Raw genomic sequence first — 26,144 nt, 5'->3', positions numbered from 1 at the left:
GACGGACCGTGCACCGGCCCCTGCTACCGCGGTGGGCCACGATCTCAATGAGCTGGAGAGTCCGTGACCACATCAGACTCCACCTTCGCCGGTGAGGATGCCGCCGAGGAGCGCACCGAGTGGATCGACTCCGTCGACGCCCTCGTCGAACAGCGGGGCGAGGGCCACGCCTCGGAGGTGATCTCCGCCGTCGTCAAGCACGCCTCCACCAGGGGCCTGACCGTGCCGTCCGGTGTCACCACGCCGCACGTCAACACGATCGCCGTGGATCGTGAGCCCGAGTACCCGGGCGACGAGGAGATCGAGAACCGCTACCGCGACTACCTCCGCTGGAACTCCGCGGTCATGGTGACCCGGGCGCAGCGCCCGGGTGTCGGCGTCGGCGGCCACATCTCCTCCTACGCCTCCGTGGCCACGCTGTACGAGGTCGGCCTGAACCACTTCTTCCGCGGCAAGGACCACGCCGGCGGCGGGGACCAGATCTACTTCCAGGGCCACGCCTCCCCCGGCATGTACGCCCGCGCGTTCATGGAGGGTCGCCTCTCGGCCGACCGCCTGGACGGGTTCCGCCAGGAGCTGTCCCACCCGGGCGGCGGCCTGCCGTCCTACCCCCACCCGCGCCTCATGCAGGACTTCTGGGAGTTCCCCACGGTCTCGATGGGCCTCGGCCCCTCGAGCGCGATCTACCAGGCGTGGACGAACCGCTACCTCGAGCTGCGCGGCATCAAGGACACGAGCCAGCAGCACGTCTGGGCGTTCCTCGGCGACGGCGAGATGGACGAGCCCGAGTCCCGCGGCATGCTCCAGCTCGCCGCGGCGCAGAAGCTCGACAACCTGACCTTCGTCGTGAACTGCAACCTGCAGCGGCTCGACGGCCCGGTGCGCGGCAACGGCAGCATCATCACCGAGCTCGAGGGCTTCTTCCGCGGTGCGGGCTGGAACGTCGTCAAGACCGTCTGGGGCCGCGAGTGGGACGAGCTGCTCGCCCGCGACACCGAGGGCGCGCTCGTGGACATCATGTCCACCACGACCGACGGTGACTACCAGACGTTCAAGGCCGAGTCCGGCGGCTTCATCCGCGAGCACTTCTTCGGGCGCGACCCGCGCACCAAGGCGCTCGTGGAGGACTACTCCGACGACACGCTGTGGGCGATGAAGCGCGGCGGCCACGACGCCCGCAAGGTCCACGCGGCCTACAAGGCGGCGACCGAGTTCAAGGGCGCCCCCACCGTCGTCCTGGCGCACACGGTCAAGGGCTACGGCCTGGGCCCGGGGTTCGCGGCGCGCAACGCCACGCACCAGATGAAGAAGCTCAAGCCCGAGGACGCCAAGCTCCTGCGCGACTCCCTCGACATCCCGCTGACGGACGCGCAGCTGGAGGAGAACCCCTACCTCCCGCCGTACTTCCACCCCGGCAAGGACGCCCCGGAGATCGAGTACATGCTCGAGCGTCGCCGCGAGCTCGGCGGCTTCGTGCCCGAGCGTCGCTCGACCTTCACACCCGTGCAGGTCCCCGGCGACAAGACCTACCAGCTGCTCGCGAAGGGTTCGGGCACGCAGGAGGTCGCCACCACGATGGCGTTCGTCCGCCTGTTCAAGGACCTCGTCAAGGACAAGGAGTTCGGCAAGCGCATCGTGCCGATCATCCCGGACGAGGCCCGCACGTTCGGGCTCGACTCGATCTTCCCGAGCGCCAAGATCTTCAACACCCTCGGCCAGAACTACCTGTCCGTGGACCGCGACCTCATGCTCAGCTACAAGGAGTCGGACGCCGGTCAGATCATGCACACCGGGATCAACGAGGCCGGTTCGGCCTCGGCGTTCCAGGCGGTCGGCACCTCCTACGCCACGCACGGCGAGGCGCTCGTGCCGTTCTACATCTACTACTCGATGTTCGGGTTCCAGCGCACGGGCGACCAGTTCTGGGCGGCCGGCGACCAGCTCACGCGCGGCTTCCTCATCGGCGCGACGGCGGGGCGCACCACCCTCACGGGTGAGGGCCTCCAGCACGCCGACGGCCACTCGCCGCTCCTGGCGGGGACGAACTCGGCGATCGTGCACTACGACCCGGCCTACGGGTACGAGATCCGGCACATCGTGCGGGACGGCATCGAGCGGATGTACGGCGAGAACCGCGTCTCGGGCCTCGAGAGCGACCCGAACGTCATGTACTACCTCACGGTGTACAACGAGCCGATGGTCCAGCCGGTCGAGCCGGAGAACGTGGACGTCGAGGGCATCCTGCGCGGCATCTACCGTCTCGCGGAGCCCGACGGCGACGGCCCGCAGGCCCAGCTGCTCGCCTCCGGCGTCGCGGTCCCGTGGGCCCTCGAGGCCCGCAAGATCCTGGCCGAGGAGTGGGGTGTGCGCGCCGGTGTCTGGTCCGTGACGTCCTGGTCCGAGCTGCGGCGCGACGCGCTCGCCGCCGATCGCGAGGCGTTCGTGAACCCGGGCGCCGAGACCCCCGTCCCGTTCCTGACGCAGAAGCTGCAGGACGCGAACGGGCCGTTCGTGGCGACGTCGGACTACGACCACCTCGTGGCCGACCAGATCCGGGCGTGGGTCCCGGGCGAGTACGCCACCCTGGGTGCCGACGGCTTCGGTCTCTCGGACACCCGGTCCGCGGTGCGCCGTCACTTCCTCATCGACAGCCACTCCCTGGTCGTCAAGACGCTCCAGGTGCTCGCGCGCCGTGGCGAGATCGACAAGGACGCCCCCGCCCAGGCGATCGAGAAGTACCGCCTGCTCGACGTCACGGCCGGCACGACCGGCAACGCGGGCGGCGACGCCTGAGGCTCACCCCCGCAGAACGGCCGCGGCCGCCCTCCCGATCGGGAGGGCGGCCGCGGTCGTTCTCGGCGGGGTGGGCGTCAGGCGTTCTGCGCCTCGGCGGACTCGACCGTCGCCGTCAGCGAGGGCGGAGCCGTCTCGAGGGAGTCCAGCAGGCGCCGGGCCTCCTCGGTCCGGCCGGTCTCCAGAGCCGCCTGGATGATCTCGCCGGCCGCCTCGGCGTCGCGCGAGGCGAGCTCCCAGTGGGCGACGCCGAACGCGATCGCCTCGGTGGGCGCATCGGCGTCGCGCAGCATGGCGACGGCGTGGGTCAGCGCGAGACCGCTCGTCTCGCGCTCGCACGCGAGGTTGAGGCGGCGCATGGCCGCCTCGTGGTCGGCCGCGAGCGAGAGGCGCGCCAGCACGATCAGCGGCAGCCACGCGCTCGGCTTGCCCGCCAGCTCCTCGGCCAGCGCCCAGACGGCGTGGTCCTGTGCGACCCGGGTGTCGGGGGCGGCGGTGAGGGGGTCGACGTGCGTCCCCTCGTCCGCCCGCTCGCGGACGATCTCGACGAGCGCGTCGAACGCGGCCTCGTCGTTGGGGTCCTGGGCGAGCTCGTCACGCAGCTCGTGCTCCGCAGGACTGGACTCGCGATGCGTGAGCACCCGCTCGGCGGGTGCGGGACGGGACTCTCGTTCACCGAGACGACGCAACCAGCTCATCAATGCCATTTCTTTACCCTAGCCGCTCGTCGTCCGAAGCACAGCGGCGGATCTCGCGCCGCCGCGAACCTCGACCGGTGGTTGTGGCAGGTCTACAACCCCCGCGCCCGAGGCCGAACGCCCCGACGCCGTACAGTGGCGCCGTGGCAGTCCGACGCAGCGCCGATCCCGAGACGATCCGTCGGCTCCGCAGCCGCACCGACGTGCTCACCGCAGCGGCGATGCGCCGGCTCGACAACGACGTCGCCTGGTACCGCCTCCTCCCCGCGGACGACCGGTCCTGGATCGGCCTGGTCGCCGCCTCGGGCATCACGACCTTCATCGACTGGTACGAGAACCCGGCCCCGACCACCTACAACGCGGCCGAGATCTTCCGGGCCGCACCGCCCGAGCTCATCCGGTCGATCTCGCTGCAGCACACCCTGGCGCTCGTGCGCATCGTGGTCGAGATCGTCGAGGAGCACACCGAGGACATCGCGACGCCGGCGCGCGCGACGCAGCTGCGCGAGGCCGTCCTGGTCTACTCGCGCGAGGTCGCCTTCTCGGCCGCCGAGGTCTACGCCAGGGCCGCCGAGGCGCGCGGCGCGTGGGACGCCCGGATGGAGGCGCTCGCCGTCGACGCGCTCCTGCGCGGTGACGACGAGGGCCTGCGGTCGCGCGTCTCGGCACTGGGCTGGAGCGGTGCCGGGCGCGTCCTGACGATGGTCGGAACGGTCGAGGGTCCGGTCGACGAGGGCACGGCGGCCGACCTGCGTCGCGCGGCCCGCCGCACCGCCGCGGACGCGCTGGTGGGCATCCACGGCACCCGCGTGATCGTCGTCCTCGGCGGCCAGGGCGACCTCCGGCGTTCCGCCGAGGCCCTGCTCCCCCGCCTGTCGGCCGGCCCGGTCGTGCTCGGCCCCGAGGTCGAGGACGTCACGCTCGCCGGACGGTCCGCGCGCATCGCCCTGGCGGGCCTGAGCGCGGCCCGCGGCTGGCCGGACGCGCCCCGCCCCGCCCCGGCCGCCGACCTCCTGCCCGAGCGCGCGCTCGCCGGCGACCTCGAGGCGCGCGCCGCGCTGCGGGAGGTCCACGAGACGCTGGCGACGGCGTCGGGCCCGCTCGTGGAGACGCTGGCCGCCTACCTCGAGTCCGGCCGCTCGCTGGAGGCCGCGGCTCGCACGCTGTTCGTGCACCCCAACACCGTGCGCTACCGCCTGCGGCGCATCGCCCAGGTGTCTGGCTGGGACGCCGTCGACGCCCGGGAGGGGTTCGTCCTCCAGGTGGCGCTCGTGCTCGGGCGACTCGGGCCGCCGTCGTCGACCGTTTCGTAGGAAACCTCCAAACCACGCACCGACGCTTGTCCGCGTGGCGACCCCACCCGGGCGCCGTCGAGCAGGCATGCTGGACTCGTGCTCGCCTTCCTCGCGCCCGGTCAGGGCGCCCAGTCCCCCGGCATGCTCTCCCCGTGGCTCGACCTCCCCGGCGTCGCCGAGCAGGTCGACGCCCTCAGCTCGGCGGCCGGTCTCGACCTCGCCACCCACGGCACCGTCTCGGACGCGGACACGATCCGCGACACCGCGGTCGCCCAGCCGCTCATCGTCGCGACGTCGCTCGTCGCCGCGCGGGCCCTGCTCGCCCGGGTCGGCGCCGCCGACGCGGCTGACGCCGGTCACGTGGTCGACGTCGTGGCGGGCCACTCGGTCGGCGAGCTCACCGCGGCCGCGATCGCCGGGGTGCTGACCGACGCCAGCGCCGTGGAGCTGGTCGCCGCCCGCGCCCGCCACATGGCCCGCGCCGCCGCCGAGAACCCCTCCGGCATGGCTGCCGTCCTCGGGGGCGATCCCGACGCCGTCGAGGCCGCCATCCGCGACGCCGGTGCGTGGCCGGCGAACGTCAACGGCGGCGGTCAGGTCGTCGCCGCCGGCTCGCACGAGGCGATCGCCGCACTCGTCGCGGCGGCCCCGGCCCGCGCCCGCGTCATCCCGCTGCAGGTCGCCGGGGCGTTCCACACGCCGCTGATGTCTTCCGCGGCGGAGGCGTTCGGCGAGGTCGTCGCCGGCTGGAGCGCGACCGACCCCGTCCTGCCGCTGCTCTCCAACACCGACGGTGCGCCCCTGAGCTCGATCGCCACCGGCGAGCACGGCCACGGGACCGGCGCCGACGCGCTGGCGCGCCTCGTGCACCAGATCACCTCACCCGTCCGCTGGGACCTGTGCCAGGCGCAGCTCGGCAAGCGCGGAGTGACCGGCCTGGTCGAGCTCGCCCCGGGCGGCGTCCTGTCCGGACTCGCGCGGCGTACCCTTCCCGACGTGGCCCGCGTGGCCATCACGACCCCTGACGACCTTGCCCCGGCCGCCGCCCTGGTGGCCGAGCACAGCCGAGGAGCGGCATGACGATCCAGCTCAACCAGATCCAGCCGGTCGCCGGCACCCGCATCCTGGGCGTCGGCGGCTTCCGCGGCGAACAGGTCGTGGACAACGAGGCCATCATCGGCCCGATCCAGTCCTCCGACGAGTGGATCCGGCAGCGCACGGGCATCGCCACGCGACGTCGCGCCAACCCGGAGACGTCCATCCTCGACATGGCCGTGGCCGCCGCCGGCGAGTCGCTCGAGGCCGCGGGCCTGACGGCGGACGACATCGACGTGGTGCTCGTCTCGACCGTCACCTACTTCGAGCAGACGCCGTCGCTCGCCGCGCGTCTCGCCGACGCCATCGGCGCGACGCCGGCCGCCGCGTTCGACGTCTCGGCCGCGTGCGCCGGGTACTGCTACGGCATCGGCCAGGCCGACGCGCTGGTCCGCTCGGGCCAGGCCCGCAACGTGCTGGTCGTGGGCGTGGAGCGCATGAGCGACTTCATCGACCCGACCGACCGCAGCATCTCCTTCCTCCTGGGCGACGGCGCGGGCGCCGCCGTCGTCGGCGCCTCCGACACCCCGGGCATCGGCCCGACGGTGTGGGGTTCGGACGGTTCGATGGCCGGCCACATCTCGCAGACGACCCCGTGGCTCGAGCTGCGCCAGGACCAGGGCGAGGGTGTTCCCGCTCGCATCGCCGCCGACACCTGGCCGACGCTGCGCCAGGAGGGCCCGAGCGTCTTCAAGTGGGTCATCTCCTCGATCCCGGAGGTCGCGCGCCGTGCCGTCGCCGCCGCGGGCCTCGAGCTGGCGGACATCGACGTGTTCATCCCGCACCAGGCGAACATGCGCATCATCGACCAGCTCGTGAAGATGCTCGACCTGCGCGAGGACGTCGTGGTCGGCCGCGACATCGCCGACACCGGCAACACCTCGGCCGCCTCGATCCCGCTCGCCACGGAGCGTCTGCTCCGCGAGGGTCAGGCGCGGTCGGGCCAGGTCGCCCTGCAGATCGGCTTCGGCGCCGGCCTCGCGTACGCGGCCCAGGTCGTCGTCCTGCCCTGAGACACCTCGTCCGAGGCGCGAGACCGCGCACCTGACCCACCCCCGCCCCGCGCGCCCGGCGCACCAGGGGCGTCCGGGCTGGAACACTTGACCCGCACAAGCTCAGCACGACCCAACCAACAGGAGAAGCAGATGGCTTACACCGAGCAGGAGATCCTCACCGGCCTCGCCGAGATCGTCAACGAGGAGACCGGCCTTCCGACCGACTCGGTCGAGCTCGAGAAGTCCTTCACCGACGACCTCGACATCGACTCGCTGTCGATGATGACGATCGTCACGCAGGCCGAGGACAAGTTCGGCGTCACCATCCCCGACGACGAGGTCAAGAACCTCGTGACCGTCGGCGACGCCGTCCGCTTCATCACCGGCGCGCAGGCCTGAGCCTCGTCTGACCGCGGTACCCGACGGGTCGACGGCCGCACGCCACCCGGCGTCGCGGCCGTCGCCCGCCACCTCTTCCCTCCCTCTTTCCCCCCAGCGCAAGGAGACGCCCTGATGGCAGGCTCACGCAGCGTCGTCGTGACCGGCCTCGGTGCCACGACGCCGATCGGCGGTACCGTCGCGGACACCTGGAAGGCCGCCCTCGCGGGCACCTCCGGCGTCGCGACCATGACCCACGACTGGGTCACGGGCCTCGAGCTCCCCGTCACCTTCGCGGCCGAGGTCGCCGTCGAGCCCTCCGCGGTGCTCACGGTCCCCGAGACCCGCCGCATGGACCGCTCGGCGCAGGTCGCCATCGTCGCCGCCCGCGAGGCGTGGGCCGACGCCGGCACCCCCGAGGTCGAGGGCACGCGCCTCGGCGTCGTGGTCGGCACCGGGCTCGGCGGGCTCTGGACGCTGATGAACAGCTGGGACACGCTCAAGGAGCGCGGCCCGCGCCGCGTCCTGCCGATGACGGTCCCGATGCTGATGCCGAACTCCTCGGCCGCCTACGTCTCGATCGAGCTGGGCGCCAAGGCCGGCACCCACACGACCGTGTCCGCCTGCGCATCCGGCGCCGAGGCGATCGTCGCCGGCATGGAGATGATCCGCTCGGGTCGCGCCGACGTCGTCGTCGCCGGGGGCACCGAGGCGTGCGTGCACGCGCTGCCCATCGCGGCGTTCGCCCGCATGCAGGCGCTGTCCACCCGCAACGACAGCCCCGAGACCGCGTCGCGGCCCTACGACGCCACGCGCGACGGCTTCGTGCTCGGTGAGGGCGCCGGCATCGTCGTCCTCGAGAGCGAGGAGCACGCCAAGGCTCGCGGCGCGCGGATCTACGCGCGTCTCGCGGGCGCCGGCATGAGCTCGGACGCCGGTGACATCGCCGCGCCAGACGCCGCCGGTCAGGCCCGCGCCATGCGGCTCGCACTGACGGACGCCGACCTCACGGCGGCCGACGTCGTGCACGCCAACGCCCACGCGACGTCCACGCCCGCCGGCGACATCGGCGAGGCGGAGGCGATCAACGAGGTGATGGGCGACGTCGTCGTCTCGGCCACGAAGTCGATGACCGGCCACCTCCTCGGCGGCGCCGGGGCGCTCGAGACCGTGTTCACGGTGCTCGCCGTGGCGGAGCGCACCGCTCCCCCGACGATCAACCTCACCGATCCCGATCCGCGCCTCCCGGTCGACGTCGCGACGTCGCCGCGCGAGCTGCCCGCCGGCCAGATCGCGGCGCTGAACAACTCCTTCGGTTTCGGCGGCCACAACGTGAGCCTCCTGATCGCGACGGCGTAGCGCTCGCCGCAGGGACGACGACGGCCCGGCACCACCTCGCGGTGGTGCCGGGCCGTCGTGGTTCCCGTGAGGGCTGGTGCCGGAGCGACGTCCGGGCGACGCCGGCCGGAGCGGCGGGCGCGTCAGCCGACGCGGTGCAGCCAGCGGACGGGCGCGCCGGCGCCCGCGTAGCGGAACGGCTCGAGCTCGTCGTCCCACGCCTGCCCGAGCGCGAGATCGAGCGCCTGCGCGAGGCGGTCGGGGTCGGCGGCGTGGACCAGCGCGGCGCGGATGCGGTCCTCGGGGACCACGACGTTGCCCACCCGGTCGGTCTGGGCGTGGAAGATCCCGAGGTCGGGGGTGTGGGACCAGCGCGACCCGTCGGTCGTCGTGGTGGCCTCCTCGGTCACCTCGTAGCGCAGGTGGTCCCAGCCGCGCAGGGCCGACGTCAGGCGCGCACCGGTCCCGGCCGGGCCGGACCAGGAGATCTCGGTCCGCAGCGCACCGGGCGCGGCGGGCTGGTCCGTCCAGTCGATGACGGGACGGGTGCCGAGCACGGAGGTGGCAGCCCACTCCACGTGCGGACAGAGCGCACGGGGCGCAGAGTGCACGAAAAGGACACCGCGGGTAGGACCCGGCATGTCGACCCTCCAGTCGAATCGAGTGAGTCTTCCCCAACGCGCTCGATCGTGACCGTCGGTGCCATGCGGCAACGGAGTGGCACCACTATGCCTGATGGATGGCGGTTCGTGCACCCCGAGCCTCGGATCCCGCCGGAACGGGGCGGTGCTCAGAGGTCGCGCAGCGCCCGCATCGCCTGCTTGCGCACCCCGCGCTCGAGGCGCTCGATGTAGAGCATGCCGTCGAGATGGTCGACCTCGTGCTGGATGCAACGGGCCATCAGGCCCTGACCCTCGACGACGACCTCGTTGCCGTCGAGGTCCGTCCCGACGGCGCGGGCACGCTGCGCACGCGTCGTCGGGAACCACAGGCTCGGGACGGAGAGGCAGCCCTCGTCGCCGTCCTGCAGCTCGTCGCTCAGCTCGACGACGGTGGGGTTCAGGACGTAGCCGAGGTCGCCCTCGACGTTCCAGGAGAACGCGCGGAGCCCGACGCCGATCTGGTTGGCGGCGAGCCCGGCCCGCCCCTCGTGGTCGACCGTCTCGAGGAGGTCGGCCACGAGGGTGCGGACGCGGTCGTCGACCGTGGTGATCGGTGCGCAGGGCGTGCGCAGGACGGGGTCGCCGATCAGGCGGATGTCACGGAAGGCCATCGGTGCTTCTCGGACCTCAGCTCGGGAGACGCCAGGCGGCGCTGTCCCCGCCCATGCCGAACGTCGACTCGTAGGCCACCCAGGTCGAGCCCTCGGGGATGTCCAGCACGAGCCAGCCGCTCACGGTCGCGCCGGGCTGGATGTCGGAGGGGAGCACGGGGTCGACCTCGCAGAAGAGCGACCACGCGGAACCGGTGGCGGCGGAGTCGCTGTAGGCGTTGAAGAAGATGCCGTTGAGGTCGAACGCCTCACCGTCGGGGGTGGGGTTCGCGACCGTCACGTCGAACCGGAGGGCGAGCAGCCGCCCCTCGGGGTCGCCGCCGAAGCTCGAGTTGCACTGCGGGTCCCAGGCCATCTCCTGCAGCGTGACGGTGGCCTCGGTGGCGCCGTCGAAGTCCGTCACGTCGATCGGGGAGCCGACCGCGGCCTCGACGGTGCCGACCGGAGCCGCGCCTCCCGCGCCGGGGTCGGGCGCGTCGGTCGTGGGGTCAGCCGTCGGATCGGTCGTGGGGTCGTCCGTGGGGGCGTCCGTGGACGGGTCGTCCGTGGGGGCGTCCGTCGTCGGGTCGTCCGTGGGAGCGTCCGTGGTCGGGTCGTCCGTGGGCTCGCTCGTCGACGTCGTCGGGTCGGCCGTCGGGTCGTCGCTGCCTCCGGAGAGGGCATTGACGACCGCGAAGGTACCGAGACCGAGGATCAGCACGGCACCGGCGACGATGGCGACGAGGAGGCCGACGTTGTTCTTCTTCTTGCCGGGATCACCGGGGCCACCAGGACCACCGGGGCCGAAGCCCTGCTGGCCGGGGTAGCCGCCCTGGTTGCCCTGCCCGCCCTGCCCGGCGAAGCCGCCCGCGGCGTAGCTCGGGGGCGCCGCGCCGAACGCGGCCGGGTCGGTGGAGTACGGGAGCTGCGCCGTCGGCTCGCCGGAGTACGGCGCCGGGGCGGTCTGGTACGGCGGGTCCTGGGAGTAGCCCCCGGGGACGCCGAAGCCCTGGCCCGAGAGGTGCTGGTTGCCGGAGTGCTGGCTGGGAAGCTGCTGGGTCGGGTCGTAGCTCGGCGCCGGGGTCGAGGACGAACCGGGGCCGGACGGCGACGTCGGCTGGGACGGCGTCTGCTGGGACGGCTCCCCGAACGAGGCCGCGGGCAGCTGCTGCGTGGGGTCGGGCTGCGGGGGCTGCTGCTGCTGGGGCGCAGCGGCCGGCGTCGCGGCGGATCCGGCGGCGGACTCCTCGACCCAGAACTGCCAGTCCTGCGGGGGCGTCGGCCACGACGCGTCGGGCTCCCAGCCCTCGGGCGGGGACCAGCCCTGCGGAGGGGTCGGCCAACCGGGCGGCGGGTTGAACTGGTAGGCCACAGGGGTCCCCTTCTCGATGACGCGGATCGCCCGACATCCTCGCAGAAACTGGCGCACCACGGGACTTCTGTTCGCGGGGCAGGGGAAGTGCGGAGAGCCGGCCCGCCCCACCACCGGTCTAGGGTGCCCAGCATGAGCAACCCGGACCCCTCGATCCCCGCGAGCACGGCGGCCGACCTCGATCGCCAGGACGCGCTGGCCGCGCTGCGCGAGGAGTTCGTCGGCGCCGAGACCTCGCTGGTCTACCTGGACGGCAACAGCCTCGGGCGGCCGCTGCGGCGCACGGCCGCGTCCATGGCGCGGTTCGTCGAGCAGGAGTGGGGAGGCCGCCTCATCCGCGGTTGGGACGAGGGGTGGTTCGACCTGCCGCTGACGCTCGGGGACGAGATCGGCCGGATCACCCTGGGCGCTGCACCGGGTCAGACCTGGGTGGGCGACTCCACCACCGTCACGCTCTACAAGCTGATCCGCGCCGCGGTCGACGCACAGCTGCCCGACGGGCGCGACGAGATCGTGATCGACACCGACAACTTCCCGACCGACCGGTACGTCGTCGAGGGCATCGCGCGCGAGCGGGGCCTGACCGTCCGGTGGCTCGACGTCACGACGCACGGCGGGGTGGAGGTCGAGCCGCTGCGCGAGCTGCTGACGGAGCGGACCGCCGTCGTCGTCCTCAGCCAGGTGGCCTACCGCTCGGCCTGGCTCGCCGACGTCGAGCGGATCACGGCGGCGGCGCACGACGTCGGCGCGCTCGTGCTGTGGGACCTGTGCCACTCGGCGGGGTCCGTGCCGATCGAGCTCGACGCGCACGGTGTGGACCTCGCCGTCGGCTGCACCTACAAGTACCTCAACGGAGGGCCCGGCTCCCCCGCCTTCGGCTACGTGGCGGCACGCCACCAGTCGCGGCTCGCGCAGCCGATCCAGGGATGGATGGGGCACGCCGACCCGTTCGCGATGGGGCCGGGCTACACGCCCGCCGAGGGCGCCCGCCGCTTCATCTCGGGGACTCCCCCGGTGCTCGGCATGCTGGCGCTGCGGGACATGTTGAGCCTGGTCGACGGCGTCGGCATCGACGCGGTGCGCGCGAAGTCCGTGGCCCTGACCCAGCTCGCGATCGAGGTGACGGACGAGCGGCTGGCGCCGTTCGGCGTCGAGGTGGCCTCACCGCGCGACGCGGACCGCCGCGGTGGCCACGTCACGCTGCGTCACCCCCGGATGCGCGAGGTGGTCGCGGCGCTGTGGCGGCGCGACGTCATCCCGGACTACCGCGACCCGCACGGGCTGCGCATCGGGCTGTCACCGCTGTCGACGTCGTTCGCGGAGGTCGAGGCGGGATTCGAGGCGATCGCGGAGGAGCTCGGTCGTCAGGCCTCGTCGACGACGACGGCGTAGTAGGTCGGCCCCCACCGGGCCGGGTAGCCACCGAAGGCGAAGGACGTCACCCCGTCCCTCGCTGGCGCGACCTCGTGCCGCTCGCCGTCGCAGGGGATGTCGATCAGGGACGAGCGCTCCGCCTCGGGGGTGGAGACGCTGATGGCGATCGAGACCATTCCGCCGCCGAAGCACATGGCGTCGATGGTGGCGATGTCCAGCGGTGCGGCCAGGTCCTGGGTGACCGTCGGGACGAGAACTCCCAGGTCCGTGCCGCGCGGCGCCTCGACGGGGGTGCTGGTGGGGCCACCGCCGACGAATCCGGGCGGGCCGTTCGTCTCGACCTCGGCGAACCAGGCGGCGGCGTCCTCGGGATCGACCCGAGGACTGCACGCCGCGGCGGTCGCCACCGCAAGTGCGAGCAGCCCCGCTGCCGCCGCGCCGCGTCGCCGTTGCATGGCGCGACCCTAGCGCTGCGGGTACGAGAGAACCCCCGTCGGCCTGGGCCGACGGGGGTTCTGACCGCTCCCGCAGATGGACTCGAACCATCAACCGTCCGATTAACAGTCGGATGCTCTGCCAATTGAGCTATGCGGGATCGCGCAGAGAACGTTACCAGCGACCACGGGGTGGTCTCGACCACGGACGCCTCCGAGCCCCCCGGTCCAGCCTCACCTGACCCGCCCCGGCGAGGCGTCGACTGCTGCGCCGCGCACGGTTACCGAGCCTTATCCGTGCCGGGCGCAGCAGTCGATCGGCTACCCGTGCGGAGTGCAGCAGTCGATGTTCGGGACTGCTGCGGCGCGCGTGGAGAGGCGGCCTACTCCGGCAGCCCGACGGCGGAGCGCGCCTCGGCCTCGAGCGCCTCGGCGATCCGGGCGACCTCGGGCGAGACCGACGCCGTGCCAACGACGCTCACCTGGCTCGTGAGACCACCGTCGCCGTCGCGACGCACCACCGCGCGGACCTGGACCCCGCCCGGAAGGTCGCGGCTGACGTGGTGCACGATCGACGCCTCGACACGCTCGCGCACCACCTGGGGCACGCGCGGGTCGTCGCCGGACAGCCGCACGACCTGGGTGTCGCCGTCGATCCATCGGACCCGGAGCGCCGAGGACTCCGTCAGCCACTGAGCGTTGTCCACCTCGTGCCAGCCGCGGCGGACCGGGGGCGCGGTCTCGTCGGCCGGGACCGCGACCCACTCGCGCGTGCTCAGGACGACCCAGCCGCCGTCCCGCACCGGCGCCCACGCGATCGGCGTGACGCCGGGGAGGCGCGCGGCGACCTCGGGAGGGAGACGGGCAGGCACACGACCGGGGCGACCGAGACGGCGCAGCGAGGGCAGCAGGGGCATGTCACGACGGTAGTCCGCCCCACGCCCACCCGGTTCGCCGACCAGAGCCTGTGCACGTTCACAAACCGAAACGACAACGCGCCAGATCCGTAACAGCGCCGTCACGACCGCGTTGTCGGATGGACTGGCGGGGGGCTCCGCCCGACGACCGAAAGTTGGCCATGCCAGCCTCCTCCCCCACCAGCTCCACCGGAACCCTCGCCCCGCCGCCGGGGTGGGTGGTCCACCGCCGTCGCCCGCTCGCCGCCCTCGCGGCCCTCACGGTGGGCGTGACCGGCGTCGCCCTCGCCGCCGTGCCCGCGAGCGCCCTCACCTCCGTCACGGACGCCCAGGGCGTCGTGTGGCAGATCCACGACGCTGCTCCGCCGTCGCTCGACACGGGCAGCATCCGCGTCGCCAGCGGCTCCCCGATCCAGGGCTTCGGCGGCATCTTCGTGCGCGTCGACGGCCTCGATCCGGCCGACGAGCCCCGCCTCAACGGCGAGCTCGCCCGCGGCTTCGGCCTCACCCGGACCGGCGAGGCGTCCTTCGACACCACGCAGTCGGTCGACCTCGGCGGCGTGCTCGTCACGCGCGACATCGACCTGGACGCCGCCGGCAGCGCGGCCCGGTTCTTCGACTCCTTCACGAACACGACCGAGACCGCCCTCACGGTGCAGGTCTCCTTCGGCGGTTCGCTCGGCTACGGCACGGCGACCAACCAGAGCCTGGTGCAGTCCACCTCGAGCGGCGACTCCACCGTGGACGGCGCCGACTCCTGGGCCGTGATGGGCACGACGGTCGCGAACTCGCGGCCGGTGGGCGTCGCGCTCGGCAGCGTCGGGAGCCTGGACGGCACCGGCAACCAGCAGCGCGACCCGTTCACCACACCGCTCGCGACCACGGGTCACGAGGCCTCGTTCTACGGCTTCGTCAACGAGCTGACGATCGAACCCGGCTCCTCGGCCTCGCTCGCGCGCTTCGTGCACGTCGGGACCCAGGGCGCCGAACGTCTCACCGCGGCGGCGACGGCGACCGCCGCCCTCGCGGCCGCGCCCGACCTCGGTGGCCTGTCCGTCGCCCAGGTCTGCACCGTGGCCAACTGGGACCTGACCGCCCTGCCGGGCTACGACGTCGCCGCGTGCGACGCGGCCGGCCCCCTCACCCCGCCCGCCGCCGCCGGCGCGCCGGCGGCCGTGACCTCGGTCGCCTACGACGTCGTCGGCCGGACGATCCAGGACCTGCAGGCCGACATGGCCGCCGGCGTCGTGACCTCGGAGGAGATCACGCAGGCCTACCTCGACCGCATCGCGGTGTACGACGGCGGACCGCAGGGATTCCACTCCTACCTCCACGTCGCGGGCGACGCGCTCGACCAGGCGCGCGCCGCCGACGCCGCACGCGTCGCCGGCGAGACCGGTGACCTCCTCGGCATCCCGATCGCGCTGAAGGACCTCTACGACACCCAGGACATGCCGACGACGGGCGGCACCCGCGCGCTCGAGGGCTTCCAGCCCGCGCAGGACGCCTTCCAGGTCGCGCGCCTGCGCGAGGCCGGAGCCGTGCTGATCGGCAAGGCCAACCTGTCGGAGTTCGCCAACTCGGGCGGGCAGAGCGAGTCCGGCTGGATGCAGACGTGGAACGCGCTGTACCCGAGCAAGACGTCGTTCGGCTCCTCGGGCGGGTCCGCCGTCGCCGTCGCCGCGAGCATGGCGACCGCCGCGATGGGCACGCAGACGGGCGTCTCGCTCTACGCGCCGACGACGGGCGCCTCGCTCACGACCTTCCGCGGCACCGACGGCATGGCCAGCGGCAGCGGCGTCATCCCGCTGACCTGGTACCAGGACTACGCGGGCCCGATCGCCCGCACCGTGACCGACCTGGCCTACCTGCTCAACGCCACCACGGGCACCGACCCGAGCGACCCGCTCACCATCGAGGCGGACGCGCGGCGCCCCGCCGACTGGACCGCGTCGCTCGACGCCGGCTCGCTGGAGGGCAAGGTCGTGGGGTTCATCCCGACGTCGTTCGTCTCCAGCTACGCCGACGACGGCACCGGCGAGTCCACGCGGCAGCGCCTGGACGAGCTCGTGGCCGCCGGCGCGACGCTGAAGGAGATGCCCGCACCGCCCGTCGTGCCCGGTGCGCCCGGCGGCAGCCGCGGCATGGAGGGCTGGGCCCGCTACATCGAGCTCCACGACAACTTCCCGTTCGTCGACGGCAACGCCATCCTCGCCTCGGACAAGGTGCTGCCGTACAACCAGCGCTCGCTCGGCACGACGCCGCGCCTCACGCCCGAGCAGGTCACGGCGTGGGACACCTACCGCAAGACCTACAAGGCCGAGATCGCGACGTGGATGGACACCTCGGGGGTCGACGTCGTCGCCTACCCCGGCTTCCTCAGCGACATGTACAACAACGACGCGGCCGCCAGCCAGCTGACCTCCGACCGCGCCAGCGGCGTGCTGACCTCCAACGTGGGGCTGCCGACCGTCGTCGTGCCCGTGGGGACCAACCCGCACGGCTACACCACCTCGCTCCAGCTCGTCGGTCGGGCGTGGGACGACGCCGCCGTCCTCGGCATGGGCTACGCGCTGGAGCAGGAGGCGGACGCGCAGCAGCACACGACGTTCGCGCCGGCGCTGGCCTACGACCCGGACTTCGCCGACGTCGCCCGCGACAACCAGTTCTTCCGCGAGATCACGTGGCTCGCCGACCGCGGCATCTCCACCGGATGGGCCGAGGCCGACGGGACGGCGACGTTCCGACCGCTGCTGCCGATCGCGCGCGATGCGATGGCGGCGTTCCTGTTCCGGCTCGAGGACCCGCAGGACTACGTGGCGCCCGACGTCTCGCCGTTCTCCGACGTCGCCGTGGGCGACCAGTTCTACACGGAGATCTCGTGGCTGGCCTCGACGGGCATCTCGACCGGCTGGGACAACGGGGACGGGACGTTCTCGTTCCGTCCGCTCCAGCCGATCGCCCGCGACGCGATGGCGGCCTTCCTCTACCGCCTCGCGGACGAGCCTGCGCTGCCGAACCCTGCGGCGTCGCCCTTCACCGACGTCGCCCCCGGTGATGCGTTCTACGGCGAGATCACGTGGCTCGCCTCGACGGGTGTGAGCACCGGTTGGCAGGGCAACGACGGGACGGCCATCTACCAGCCGCTCTCCCCCGTCGCTCGCGACGCCATGGCCGCGTTCCTCTACCGGTTCGACCGTCTCGACCTCGGGGTGAGCTGACCGGGCGCGTGATCGTCACCGCATGACGACGGCGGGTGGGCACCCGCGAGTGCCGGTGCCCACCCGCCGTCCCCCGTAGGATCGACGCGCCGATCCGTCGGCGACCGCCCCCTTAGCTCAGCCGGTCAGAGCAGCGGACTCATAATCCGTCGGTCCTGGGTTCAAGCCCCAGAGGGGGCACTCCGGAAGCGACCGAAGGAGCGACCATGCTCGTGCGTACGAGATCCGTTCTCGCGGCCGCCGCCCTGGCGCTTTCCGTGGGCGCATGCGCCGCGGAACCGGCGCCCGCAGAGACAAAAACCGTGACGGAGACGGCAACGGTGACGGCGACGGCGACCAGCGACGGCGTACCGGTGCCGCCCGACGCGAACGACCCGCTCCTCTCGGACGAGGGCCTGTGCGCCGCCGATGCAGAGATGTCCAGCCTCGAGCTCAACGACGCCCTCGCGCCTCTGCTCGGGTTCTCCGGGGATCGCAACAAGCGGATTCCAGGAGAGGACGAGGAGATCCGCGAGTACAAGAACGCCGCATTCGAGCGGGCGTGCCCGGAGCGCGCGAGCTAGCTGCAGCTGACCGGGTCCCAGCCCGGCCCCAGCGCCGCCTTCGCCGACCCCGACGGCTACCACATCACGCTCCACGACCGCGCCTGATCGGGAGGCTGCCCTACCCGCCGGACGGCACCAGCACCGGGAGCAGCGCCTCGTCGACGAGCACGCGTGCCTCGTCGTCGGAGACCGACGGCGTGCCGTCTCCCGGCTGGTCGCCGTAGGCACCGAACTGGGCGTGGGAGACGCCGTCGAGCCGGACGCGCGTGGTGTCGGCCGGCATGAGGGGCATCGAGCCGTCCAGGTCCGCGACCGAGACCAGCCCGTCGGCCGTGCCGGACACGCTCAGCGCGGTCAGGTCGGTGCGGTCGGACAGGTCGCCGAGCGAGCAGTAGGACGCCAGCAGCACGAGGGCGTCGACGCCGTCGTCCTCCGCGTAGGAGCACGCCTTGACCCCGCCCATGCTGTGCCCGCCCACGGCCCACGACTCCACGTCCGGTGCCTCGTCGGTGAACGCGGACAGGGGCCGCCGCTCGAGGATCGCCAGGTTGAGGAACGGCTGCACGATCACCACGGTCGTCCCGCGCGCCACGGCCTCGCGGAACGTGGCGGCGTAGGCGTCGGCGTCCACCTTCGCGCCCGCGAGGAAGACGAGGCCGACGCCGTCGCTCTCCCCCGTCGGCGTCATCACCACGACGCCGTCGCGGTGCTCGAGCTCGACGCGCGGGTCGTCGGTCACGACGGCGAGGGCCGCGGGGTCGGCCGCGAACGTGTCGTTCGCCCAGAGGAGGAACGCCCCGGTTCCGAGGACGAGCACCGCGACGAGGGTGAGACCCAGGACGCGCAGGATGCGCAGGAGGCGGCGTCTGCGGCGTCGTCCCGGGCGGGTCGTACCGCCCTCGTCCGCCACGCTCCCGTCGCCCCGACCGAGGCCCGCCACCGGGTCCGACATCGCTCCACCCACCTTCGTCCGGACCACCGTACGCCCGCCCGCGAGCACTGTCGCGAGAGCGAATCGAGTGCTAGACCAGAGAGATGAGCACGCACGCAGCACGACGACGGACCCTCTCGCTCAGCCTGGCCGCGCTCGCCACGACCGCGCTCCTCCTCACCGGCTGCTCCGGCACCGGCGACGATCCCTCGCCCACCGCGACCGACCCCTCGACCGCCAGCTCCTCGCCCTCGGCGACCCCCTCCGGGAGCTCGACGAGCACCTCGCCGTCGCCCACCGACGAGCCGAGCGAGAGCGCGGGCACCAGCCCCGGGAGCGGCTGCCCGGCCGCCGGCGACGGCGTCCCACAGGGCGCCTCCTCGGCCGAGGTCGTCGACGTCGACGGCGACGGCCGCCCCGACACCGCCTGGCTCACCGCCGGCGCTGACCGGACCTTCGGCATCACCACCGCCTCGGGCGCCACCTTCTCCGCGCCGATCACCTCGGCCAGCCCGATCGCCGCCTCCGCCGTCGTCGGCAGCGTGGCTGACTCGGGCGGGGGTGACGTCCCGGTCGCGCTCGTCGATCTGGGGCGCGAGGCGCAGCTCTTCGCTCTAGGCGACTGCACCGTGACGCAGACCCTCGACGCGTCGGGCCAGCCCTACGTGTTCGACCGCGGGTTCGGCGACCAGGGCACGGGTGTCGGCTGCTCGAACGTGGACGGCGCCACGCGCCTCGCCGGCCTCCTCGCCGTCCGGCAGGGCGACGGCTGGACGGTCACGCGCACGCTCATCGACCTGAGCGACGGCGGACGCGTCGCGGCCAACGGCACGGCGACGGTCGTGGCGGAGGACGCGACCGCCGACGATCCCGTCGTCACCACGGCGCAGGAGGTCTCGTGCGGCGACCTGGTCGCCGGCGCAGGAGGGCTCACCGAGCCCGGCGCCTGACCGCCGCGGTGGTGCCCCGAGACGCAGCGAGGCCCCCTCGGTCGAGCGGCGCAGGGGGCGGAGCCGCAAGGTCGAGGGGGCCTTCGAGGACGAGGCTAGAACCGTTCCCCGATCGGACACAAGTGGCGTGCGCACCGACCGACGCCGTTGCCCGTCGTCGTGGCGACGGGAGGGAACACGCGACCGGGCGCCTCGGACCGACGTGATCGTTCGTGTCCTTGCGAAGGACACGAACGATCGGCGTTCGGCGGGACCGATCAGCGCGTCCGGCCAGCGCCTCCTAGCACCGCGCCGCGGATCGGTCAGGTGTCGGTCAGACGCCGTCGCTCGTCCTCGAGGGCGTACACCTGGGTCCACAGCGCGCCGCTCCCGGGATCGCTCGAGTCCATCGCCAGCGCCTGCGACTTGAGGTCCCCGATGCGCTTCGTCAGACCCAGGCGACGCAGCGCCGTCACCACCCCGAGCGTGTACGACTGCATCTCGCTCTCGACGGCGGGGATCGGCGCCACCGTCATCTCGCGCACGAGCGGCGCGAGGGTCTCGGTCGCACCCTCGAGCACCTCGGTCACCCAGCGCGCCGAGGCGGCGCGGTGCGCGTCGGCCGTGCCGCCGAGGTCGACCGTCGTCCGCGCCGGGGCGGCCACACCGCCCGCCGCCCGGATCGCGTCGTGGACGGAGCGGTGGCTCGGAACCTGGAAGACGGACGGGTCCACGGCGTCGAAACCGGCCGGCGCGGCGAACGCCGGGAACTGCAGGGCGACCTCGAGCACCTGGCGCTCGAGCCTGGCCACCGGGTCGTCGGGCATGCGGAAACGTGGCTCCGCGCGCTCGGCGCCGCCGCGCGGACCCGACTGCCCACCCCCGGAACGCTGGTCGCGTCCGCCGTCGCGCCGGTCTCCCCCACGCTGGCCGTTCGGCCCGTTGTACCCGCCCTGGCCGTTCGAGCCGCTCGGCCCACCAGGCCCGCCCTGCCCGTTCGACCCGCCCCCGGACTGCTGACGACCGGCGGCCGACCGTGCGCGCCGCGTCGCCTCGGCGACGGCGCTGCGCACGTCGGACGGTTCCATCTGCACCCAGCCCGCGAGCTGCCGTGCGTACTCGGCGCGGAGCGCGACGTCGCGGATCGTGCCGATCACGGGGGCGGCGACGCGCAGCCCCGCGACGCGACCCTCCGCCGTCGCCATGTCGACGTTCGACAGGGCCGTGCGGATGGCGAACTCGAACAGCGGCTCGCGGTCGGCGACGAGCTTGCGCACGGCGGCGTCGCCCTGCTGCACGCGGACCTCGCAGGGGTCGAGACCGTCGGCCGAGACCGAGACGAACGTCTGCGCGGCGAACTGCTGGTCCTCGTCGAAGGCGCGCATCGCGGCCTTCTGACCGGCGGCGTCGCCGTCGAACGTGAAGATGACCTCGCCGCCGACGGCGCGACCCGAGGAGAGCTGGATGCCCGCCACCCCGGTGGCCGAGTCGCCGAGCAGGCGGCGGATGACGCGCGTGTGGTCCGTGCCGAACGACGTGCCGCACGTCGCGACCGCCGTCGTGATCCCCGCGAGGTGGCACGCCATCACGTCGGTGTAACCCTCGACCACGACGACCTGGCGTCCCTGCGAGATCGCCTTCTTGGCGAGGTCGATCCCGTAGAGCACCTGGGCCTTGTGGTAGATCGGCGTCTCGGGGGTGTTGAGGTACTTGGGCCCGGGGTCGTCGTCGTACAGACGCCGGGCGCCGAACCCGATGACGTCGCCGGTGAGGTCGCGGATCGGCCACATCAGTCGCCCGCGGAAGCGGTCGTAGAAGCCACGGTTGCCCTGCGAGACGAGCCCCGCCGTCGACAGCTCGGCCTGCGTGAACGCCCGACCCTGCAGATGACGCAGCAACGAGTCCCAGCCCTGGGGGGCGTAGCCGACACCGAAGTGCGCCGCCGCCGCGCGGTCGAAACCGCGCTCGGCCAGGAAGGCGCGCGCCGTCGCCGCCTCGGGCGAGGTGAGCTGCTGCGCGAAGTACTCAGCCGCCACGCGGTGGGCCTCGACCAGGCGCTGCCGCTTGCCGGGCTCCTCGCGCGGACGGGACGGGCCGCCGGCGGCGTCCTCCTCGTAGCGGAGGGTGACGTTGTAGCGGCCCGCGAGCCGCTCGACCGCCTCGCCGAACGGCAGGTGGTCGATCTTCTGCACGAAGGAGATGACGTCGCCGCCCTCGCCGCAGCCGAAGCAGTGCCACAGCTGGACGGGCGGGCGGACGTGGAAGGACGGGGTGCGCTCGTCGTGGAAGGGGCACAGGCCCTTCATCGAGCCGACGCCGGCGTTCTTCAGCGCCACGTGCTCGCCGACGACCTCCTCGATCTTGGCCGTCTCCCGCACGACCCCGATGGAGTCGCGGTGGATGAGGGGCATGCAGCGAGTCTAGGTCGCGCGCGCGCCGGACGACGGCGGCCGTCGGCGTCCTGGGGACGAGGCGGGCCGCCGTCGGACGACCGTCGCGCGGAGGGGGCTCGCTCAGCCCTGCTGGGCCCGGCGGTCGTTCTCCTCGTCGCGCCATGCGACCCACCGCTGCACGAGCTCGAGGTCGAACTCCGGACCGCCCGTGCTGATGGTGAAGAGCGTCGCGCCGGCGTCCACGAGTCCCTCGGCCACGTCGGTCGGCTCCTCCTGGACGCCGATCGAGCGCTCCACCTGGGAGTCGTCGCGCCCGACGTCGGCCGCGTGCCCGGTCAGGATCGCCGACTTCTCGCGCAGCGAAGCGGCATCACCGAACGCGTGCCAGACGTCCGCGTGCTCGGCCACGAGACGCAGCGTCTTGCGCGGTCCCGAGCCCCCGATGAGGATCGGGATGTCGCGCACCGGCGCGGGGTTGAGCTTCGCCCAGCGAGCCTTGATGCGCGGCAGCGCTTCGCCGAGGTCGGCGATCCGGCTGCCCGCCGTGCCGAACTCGTAGCCGTACTCGTCGTAGTCGCGCTCGAACCAGCCGGCACCGATGCCGAGGATGAGACGACCGTTCGAGATGTGGTCGACCGTGCGGGCCATGTCGGCCAGCAGCTCGGGGTTGCGGTAGCTGTTGCAGGTCACGAGGGCGCCGATGTCCACGCGTTCGGTCTGCTCGGCCCAGGCGCCGAGCATGGTCCAGCACTCGTAGTGCAGCCCGTCGGGCTCGCCGCTGAGCGGGAAGAAGTGGTCCCAGTTGAAGACGATGTCGACGCCGGCCTCCTCCGACCGCATCACCGCGTCGCGAATCTGGGCGTAGGTGGCGTGCTGGGGCTGGAGCTGGACTCCGATGCGGATGGCCGTCATGTGATCCACGTTACGCCGCGTGCCGCGCGGCCGACGGTGTGGGTAGGCGGGTGGCGCTACGGCGCGGGGACGAGCCGAGCGTGCCAGGCCATCGCCGACAGATCGGTGAGCGAGGCCACCTGGTCGACGACGACGCGCAGCCGCGCCGCGTCGTCGGCCGCCTCCCGGTGGTCCTCCAGGAAGTGCGCCTCGAGCGTCAGCTCGGCGCGCTCCGAGAGCACCTCGACCAGCTCGGTGATGATCTGGCGCTGGTAGCGGTAGAGCGGTTCGTTCTCGCGCGGCGCCATCACGTACAGGGCCGCGATGCCCTTGAGCACGGCGATCTCGGCGCGCGTGCCCGGTGTGACCTCGAGCCGGGCGGAGTAGCGGCCGAGGTCGCCGGACCCGTGGCTGGCGCGCGTGGCGTCCACGCTGCCGCCGACGAACCGGCCGATGAGCTGCGAGGTCATGTCCTTGACGTGGGCGAGGCTGACGCGCGTGCCGTCGTACGCCTCGACCCACAGCGCGCCGGCGAGCAGCCGCTCGAGGGCGGCGCCGAGCTCGTCGTCCGACTCCGGCGGGTCGTACCAGGAGCGCACCTGCGCGACGACGCGGTCCTGCTCCGCCTGCTCGCGCAGCCGTCGGGGCTCCACGCGCCACCCCACGATGGCGTCCTCGACGTCGTGGACCGAGTAGGCCACGTCGTCGGCCAGGTCCATGACCTGGGCCTCGAGGCACGTGGTGCGCTCGGGGGCACCGGCCCGCAGCCACGCGAACACCTCGAGGTCGTCGTCGTAGACGCCGAACTTGCGGCTCCGGCGACCGTCCACCCGGCGCGGGGCGTCCTCGCGCCGCCACGGGTACTTGGCCGAGGCGTCCAGGCTGGCGCGCGTGAGGTTGAGGCCGATGCAGCGGCCGTCCTCGCGGAAGACCTTCGGCTCGAGCCGCGTCAGGATGCGCAGGGTCTGGGCGTTGCCCTCGAAACCGCCGGCCTCCTCGGACACGGCCGCGAGCGCCGCCTCTCCGTTGTGGCCGAACGGCGGGTGGCCCAGGTCGTGCGCGAGGCAGGCGGTGTCCACGACGTCGGGGTCGCACCCCAGCTGCTTGGCCAGCTCGCGGCCCACCTGCGCGACCTCGAGCGAGTGCGTGAGCCGGGTGCGGACGAAGTCGTCGGTGCTGGGGGCCAGGACCTGGGTCTTGGCCCCGAGGCGGCGCAGGGCCGAGGAGTGCAGCAGGCGGGCGCGGTCGCGCTCGTACGGCGAGCGGCGGACGTTCTTGGAGACCTCCGGCAGCCACCGGTCGACGTCGTTCACGCCGGAGGCGTGCATCGTGAGGGGCGGTTGCCAGGACATCGCTCCCAGCCTAGTGGGCGTGTCGGTGGTGGACATCTCGGTCTCCCGGGATTTGGCCCTCCCGCGCGCCGCCGCGACAATGGAGGGATGAGCGCCACCGCCCCGGCCATCTACACCACCCAGCCCGTCTCGGTGCCCCGCACCGGCACCCTGCAGTGGTGGCACACGGCCGTCATCTACCAGGTCTACCCGCGCTCGTTCGCCGACAGCAACGGCGACGGACTGGGCGACCTGCCCGGCATCACGGCGCGCCTCGGCCACCTCTCCCGCCTCGGTGTCGACGCCCTGTGGCTCTCGCCGTTCTACACCTCACCGCAGGCGGACCACGGGTACGACGTCGCCGACTACCGCGACGTCGACCCGATCTTCGGCACCCTGGCCGACGCGGACGCGCTGCTCGACCGCGCGCACCAGCTGGGGCTGCGCGTCGTCGTCGACCTCGTGCCGAACCACACCTCCGACGCCCACGTCTGGTTCCAGCAGGCGCTGGCCGCCGCCCCCGGCAGCCCCGAGCGCGAGCGGTACATGTTCCGCGACGGCCGCGGCGAGGCCGGCGAGCTGCCGCCCAACAACTGGGAGAGCGTGTTCGGCGGACCCGCCTGGACCCGCACCACCAACGCCGACGGCTCCCCCGGCCAGTGGTACCTGCACATCTTCGACGTCCGCCAGCCCGACCTGAACTGGGCCAACGAGGAGATCCGCCAGGAGTTCCGCGACGTGCTGCGGTTCTGGCTGGACCGCGGCGTGGACGGGTTCCGCGTCGACGTCGCGCACGGCATGGTCAAGGAGGAGGGCCTGCCGGACTGGGCCGGTCATTCGGCGATGATCTCCGAGGCGGAGTCCGGCGAGACGGAGGAGTCCGGGCCCGACGCGCAGGACGACGTCGACCTCGGCAACGCCGGCCCGATGTGGAACCAGCCGGGCGTGCACGAGATCTACCGCGACTGGCACGGTGTGCTCGCGGAGTACGGCGCCGACAAGATGCTCGTGGCCGAGGCCTGGGTCTCCCCGCTGCCGGAGCTGGCGAAGTACGTGCGGCCCGACGAGATGCAGCAGGCGTTCAACTTCGCCTTCCTCGCCTCGCACTGGCACGCGGGTGAGCTGCGCGGCGTGATCGAGCACTCGGTGCAGGTCAACGACACCGTGGGCGCCCCGACCACCTGGGTGCTGTCCAACCACGACGTCGTGCGGCACGCCACGCGCTTCGGCCTGCCCTCGGCGGGCGGCAACGTCGAACCCGTCGGGCCCGACGACCGGCAGCCCGACGCCGAGCTCGGCCTGCGCCGCGCCCGCGCCGCCACCCTGCTCATGCTGGCGCTGCCCGGTTCCGCCTACCTCTACCAGGGCGAGGAGCTCGGCCTGCCGGAGGCGACGCGGCTGCCGTTCGACGTCCGCCAGGACCCGACGATCGCGCGCGGCGGTGGCCTCGGCCGCGACGGGTGCCGCGTGCCGATCCCGTGGGAGGCGGCGGCGCCGTCGTTCGGGTTCTCCCCCACCGGAGAGAGCTGGCTCCCCCAGCCCGAGGAGTACGGGCGCTACGCCCTGGACGCCCAGAAGGGCGACCCGGCCTCGACGTACGAGTTCTACCGGCGTGCGCTCCGCATGCGCCGTGACTACGCGCTCGGCTCGGGCGGCCTGGCGTGGATCGACGTCGACCACCCCGACGTCCTGGGCCTGGCCAACGGCGAGCTCGTGGTGCTGGCGAACACGGGCGCGGAGCAGATCCGCCTGCCGGAGGGTCTCGAGCCGCTGCTGAGCAGCATCGAGCTGGACCAGCACGGCGACGGCGCGATCTTCCTCCCCGGCGACGCGACGCTCTGGGCCCTGCGCACGCAGAGCGAGGTCGGGCGCAAGCCCTTCGGCCCCGACTGAGCGGATCCCCCTCTTCCCACCCACCCGCCGAGAACGTCCCGGCTCGCGTTCCGGTCGGCCGTGGCGCGA

At 73.0% G+C, this 26,144-nt stretch carries 21 protein-coding genes and 2 tRNA genes; 12 read left to right on the top strand and 11 right to left on the bottom strand.

Translation table 11 applies throughout. From position 1 onward, the window contains the following. Window positions 1–63: 63 nt before the first annotated feature. Window positions 64–2,793, top strand: coding sequence for a pyruvate dehydrogenase (acetyl-transferring), homodimeric type (gene aceE, locus SERN_RS10175; protein WP_135850024.1), 2,730 nt, complete (start codon window positions 64–66; stop codon window positions 2,791–2,793). A 77-nt stretch (window positions 2,794–2,870) separates the two neighbouring features. On the opposite strand, the gene SERN_RS10170 is transcribed toward aceE, so the two are convergent. Continuing rightward, window positions 2,871–3,500: a hypothetical protein gene (locus SERN_RS10170; protein ID WP_135850023.1), complete on the bottom strand. Its 630-nt coding sequence runs from the start codon at window positions 3,498–3,500 to the stop codon at window positions 2,871–2,873. 134 nt (window positions 3,501–3,634) lie between these two features. On the opposite strand from SERN_RS10170, the gene SERN_RS10165 reads away from it, so the two are divergent. From SERN_RS10165 to SERN_RS10145, 5 genes are all read left to right on the top strand, one after another. Beyond that, window positions 3,635–4,804 carry a PucR family transcriptional regulator gene (locus SERN_RS10165; protein ID WP_233251609.1) on the top strand — a complete coding sequence of 390 codons (1,170 nt, stop codon included), beginning with the start codon at window positions 3,635–3,637 and terminating at the stop codon, window positions 4,802–4,804. Window positions 4,805–4,882: 78 nt separating this feature from the next. Then, window positions 4,883–5,866, top strand: coding sequence for an ACP S-malonyltransferase (locus SERN_RS10160; RefSeq protein ID WP_135850021.1), 984 nt, complete (start codon window positions 4,883–4,885; stop codon window positions 5,864–5,866). Further along, window positions 5,863–6,894 (top strand): beta-ketoacyl-ACP synthase III, encoded by a 1,032-nt coding sequence (locus tag SERN_RS10155; protein ID WP_135850020.1) that lies wholly within the window; start codon window positions 5,863–5,865, stop codon window positions 6,892–6,894. Before SERN_RS10160 ends, SERN_RS10155 begins: the two co-directional genes overlap by 4 nt. Window positions 6,895–7,026: 132 nt before the next feature. Beyond that, a complete protein-coding gene (locus SERN_RS10150; RefSeq protein WP_109227904.1) occupies window positions 7,027–7,275 on the top strand; it encodes an acyl carrier protein in 249 nt (82 codons plus the stop codon). Window positions 7,276–7,389: 114 nt separating this feature from the next. After that, the gene (locus tag SERN_RS10145) at window positions 7,390–8,613 is read left to right on the top strand and encodes a beta-ketoacyl-[acyl-carrier-protein] synthase family protein (RefSeq protein ID WP_135850019.1); all 1,224 of its coding nucleotides are present in this window, start codon (window positions 7,390–7,392) and stop codon (window positions 8,611–8,613) included. Window positions 8,614–8,735: 122 nt separating this feature from the next. Here the strand turns inward: SERN_RS10145 and SERN_RS10140 are convergent, their stop codons facing one another. The 3 genes from SERN_RS10140 to SERN_RS10130 form a co-directional block, all read right to left on the bottom strand. Continuing rightward, window positions 8,736–9,233 (bottom strand): DUF3145 domain-containing protein, encoded by a 498-nt coding sequence (locus SERN_RS10140; protein WP_135850018.1) that lies wholly within the window; start codon window positions 9,231–9,233, stop codon window positions 8,736–8,738. 149 nt (window positions 9,234–9,382) lie between these two features. Further along, window positions 9,383–9,865 carry a peptide deformylase gene (gene def, locus SERN_RS10135; protein WP_135850017.1) on the bottom strand — a complete coding sequence of 161 codons (483 nt, stop codon included), beginning with the start codon at window positions 9,863–9,865 and terminating at the stop codon, window positions 9,383–9,385. 16 nt (window positions 9,866–9,881) lie between these two features. Beyond that, the gene (locus SERN_RS10130; RefSeq protein WP_135850016.1) at window positions 9,882–11,216 is read right to left on the bottom strand and encodes a DUF4352 domain-containing protein; all 1,335 of its coding nucleotides are present in this window, start codon (window positions 11,214–11,216) and stop codon (window positions 9,882–9,884) included. Window positions 11,217–11,348: 132 nt separating this feature from the next. Between SERN_RS10130 and SERN_RS10125 the strand changes: the two genes are divergently transcribed. After that, entirely contained in the window at window positions 11,349–12,608 is a 1,260-nt protein-coding gene (locus SERN_RS10125) for a kynureninase (protein ID WP_135850015.1), read from the top strand. Here SERN_RS10125 and SERN_RS10120 read toward each other — a convergent pair. The 3 genes from SERN_RS10120 to SERN_RS10110 form a co-directional block, all read right to left on the bottom strand. Next, the gene (locus SERN_RS10120; protein ID WP_135850014.1) at window positions 12,581–13,045 is read right to left on the bottom strand and encodes a hypothetical protein; all 465 of its coding nucleotides are present in this window, start codon (window positions 13,043–13,045) and stop codon (window positions 12,581–12,583) included. The genes SERN_RS10125 and SERN_RS10120 overlap by 28 nt on opposite strands. Window positions 13,046–13,112: 67 nt before the next feature. Continuing rightward, window positions 13,113–13,185, bottom strand: a tRNA-Asn gene (locus tag SERN_RS10115). Between the two features lie 222 nt (window positions 13,186–13,407). Further along, a complete protein-coding gene (locus SERN_RS10110) occupies window positions 13,408–13,941 on the bottom strand; it encodes a hypothetical protein (RefSeq protein WP_135850013.1) in 534 nt (177 codons plus the stop codon). 161 nt (window positions 13,942–14,102) lie between these two features. Here SERN_RS10110 and SERN_RS10105 point away from each other — a divergent pair, with 161 nt between their 5' ends. From SERN_RS10105 to SERN_RS10095, 3 genes are all read left to right on the top strand, one after another. Beyond that, window positions 14,103–17,162 carry an amidase family protein gene (locus tag SERN_RS10105; RefSeq protein WP_199241589.1) on the top strand — a complete coding sequence of 1,020 codons (3,060 nt, stop codon included), beginning with the start codon at window positions 14,103–14,105 and terminating at the stop codon, window positions 17,160–17,162. Between the two features lie 106 nt (window positions 17,163–17,268). Continuing rightward, window positions 17,269–17,342, top strand: a tRNA-Ile gene (locus SERN_RS10100). A gap of 122 nt (window positions 17,343–17,464) precedes the next feature. After that, the gene (locus SERN_RS10095; RefSeq protein ID WP_135850012.1) at window positions 17,465–17,725 is read left to right on the top strand and encodes a hypothetical protein; all 261 of its coding nucleotides are present in this window, start codon (window positions 17,465–17,467) and stop codon (window positions 17,723–17,725) included. A gap of 100 nt (window positions 17,726–17,825) precedes the next feature. Here SERN_RS10095 and SERN_RS10090 read toward each other — a convergent pair whose 3' ends face one another. Continuing rightward, window positions 17,826–18,659 (bottom strand): alpha/beta hydrolase, encoded by an 834-nt coding sequence (locus SERN_RS10090; protein WP_135850011.1) that lies wholly within the window; start codon window positions 18,657–18,659, stop codon window positions 17,826–17,828. A gap of 83 nt (window positions 18,660–18,742) precedes the next feature. Between SERN_RS10090 and SERN_RS15340 the strand changes: the two genes are divergently transcribed. Further along, a complete protein-coding gene (locus SERN_RS15340; protein ID WP_158292630.1) occupies window positions 18,743–19,588 on the top strand; it encodes a hypothetical protein in 846 nt (281 codons plus the stop codon). A gap of 302 nt (window positions 19,589–19,890) precedes the next feature. Here the strand turns inward: SERN_RS15340 and dnaG are convergent, their stop codons facing one another. The 3 genes from dnaG to SERN_RS10075 all read right to left on the bottom strand — a co-directional run bounded on the left by dnaG (window position 19,891) and on the right by SERN_RS10075 (window position 24,203). Then, a complete protein-coding gene (gene dnaG, locus SERN_RS10085; protein WP_135850010.1) occupies window positions 19,891–21,978 on the bottom strand; it encodes a DNA primase in 2,088 nt (695 codons plus the stop codon). A gap of 102 nt (window positions 21,979–22,080) precedes the next feature. Next, window positions 22,081–22,872 carry an LLM class F420-dependent oxidoreductase gene (locus tag SERN_RS10080; protein ID WP_135850009.1) on the bottom strand — a complete coding sequence of 264 codons (792 nt, stop codon included), beginning with the start codon at window positions 22,870–22,872 and terminating at the stop codon, window positions 22,081–22,083. 56 nt (window positions 22,873–22,928) lie between these two features. Next, a complete protein-coding gene (locus SERN_RS10075; RefSeq protein WP_233251608.1) occupies window positions 22,929–24,203 on the bottom strand; it encodes a deoxyguanosinetriphosphate triphosphohydrolase in 1,275 nt (424 codons plus the stop codon). An 87-nt stretch (window positions 24,204–24,290) separates the two neighbouring features. On the opposite strand from SERN_RS10075, the gene SERN_RS10070 reads away from it, so the two are divergent. Further along, entirely contained in the window at window positions 24,291–26,075 is a 1,785-nt protein-coding gene (locus tag SERN_RS10070; protein WP_135850007.1) for a glycoside hydrolase family 13 protein, read from the top strand. Window positions 26,076–26,144: the final 69 nt, after the last annotated feature.

This window comes from Serinibacter arcticus (genome assembly GCF_004786095.1).
GTDB lineage: Bacteria > Actinomycetota > Actinomycetes > Actinomycetales > Beutenbergiaceae > Litorihabitans > Litorihabitans arcticus.
Note: the sequence above shows the minus strand (reverse complement) of the source record. Positions and strands in the feature narration are given on the sequence as shown.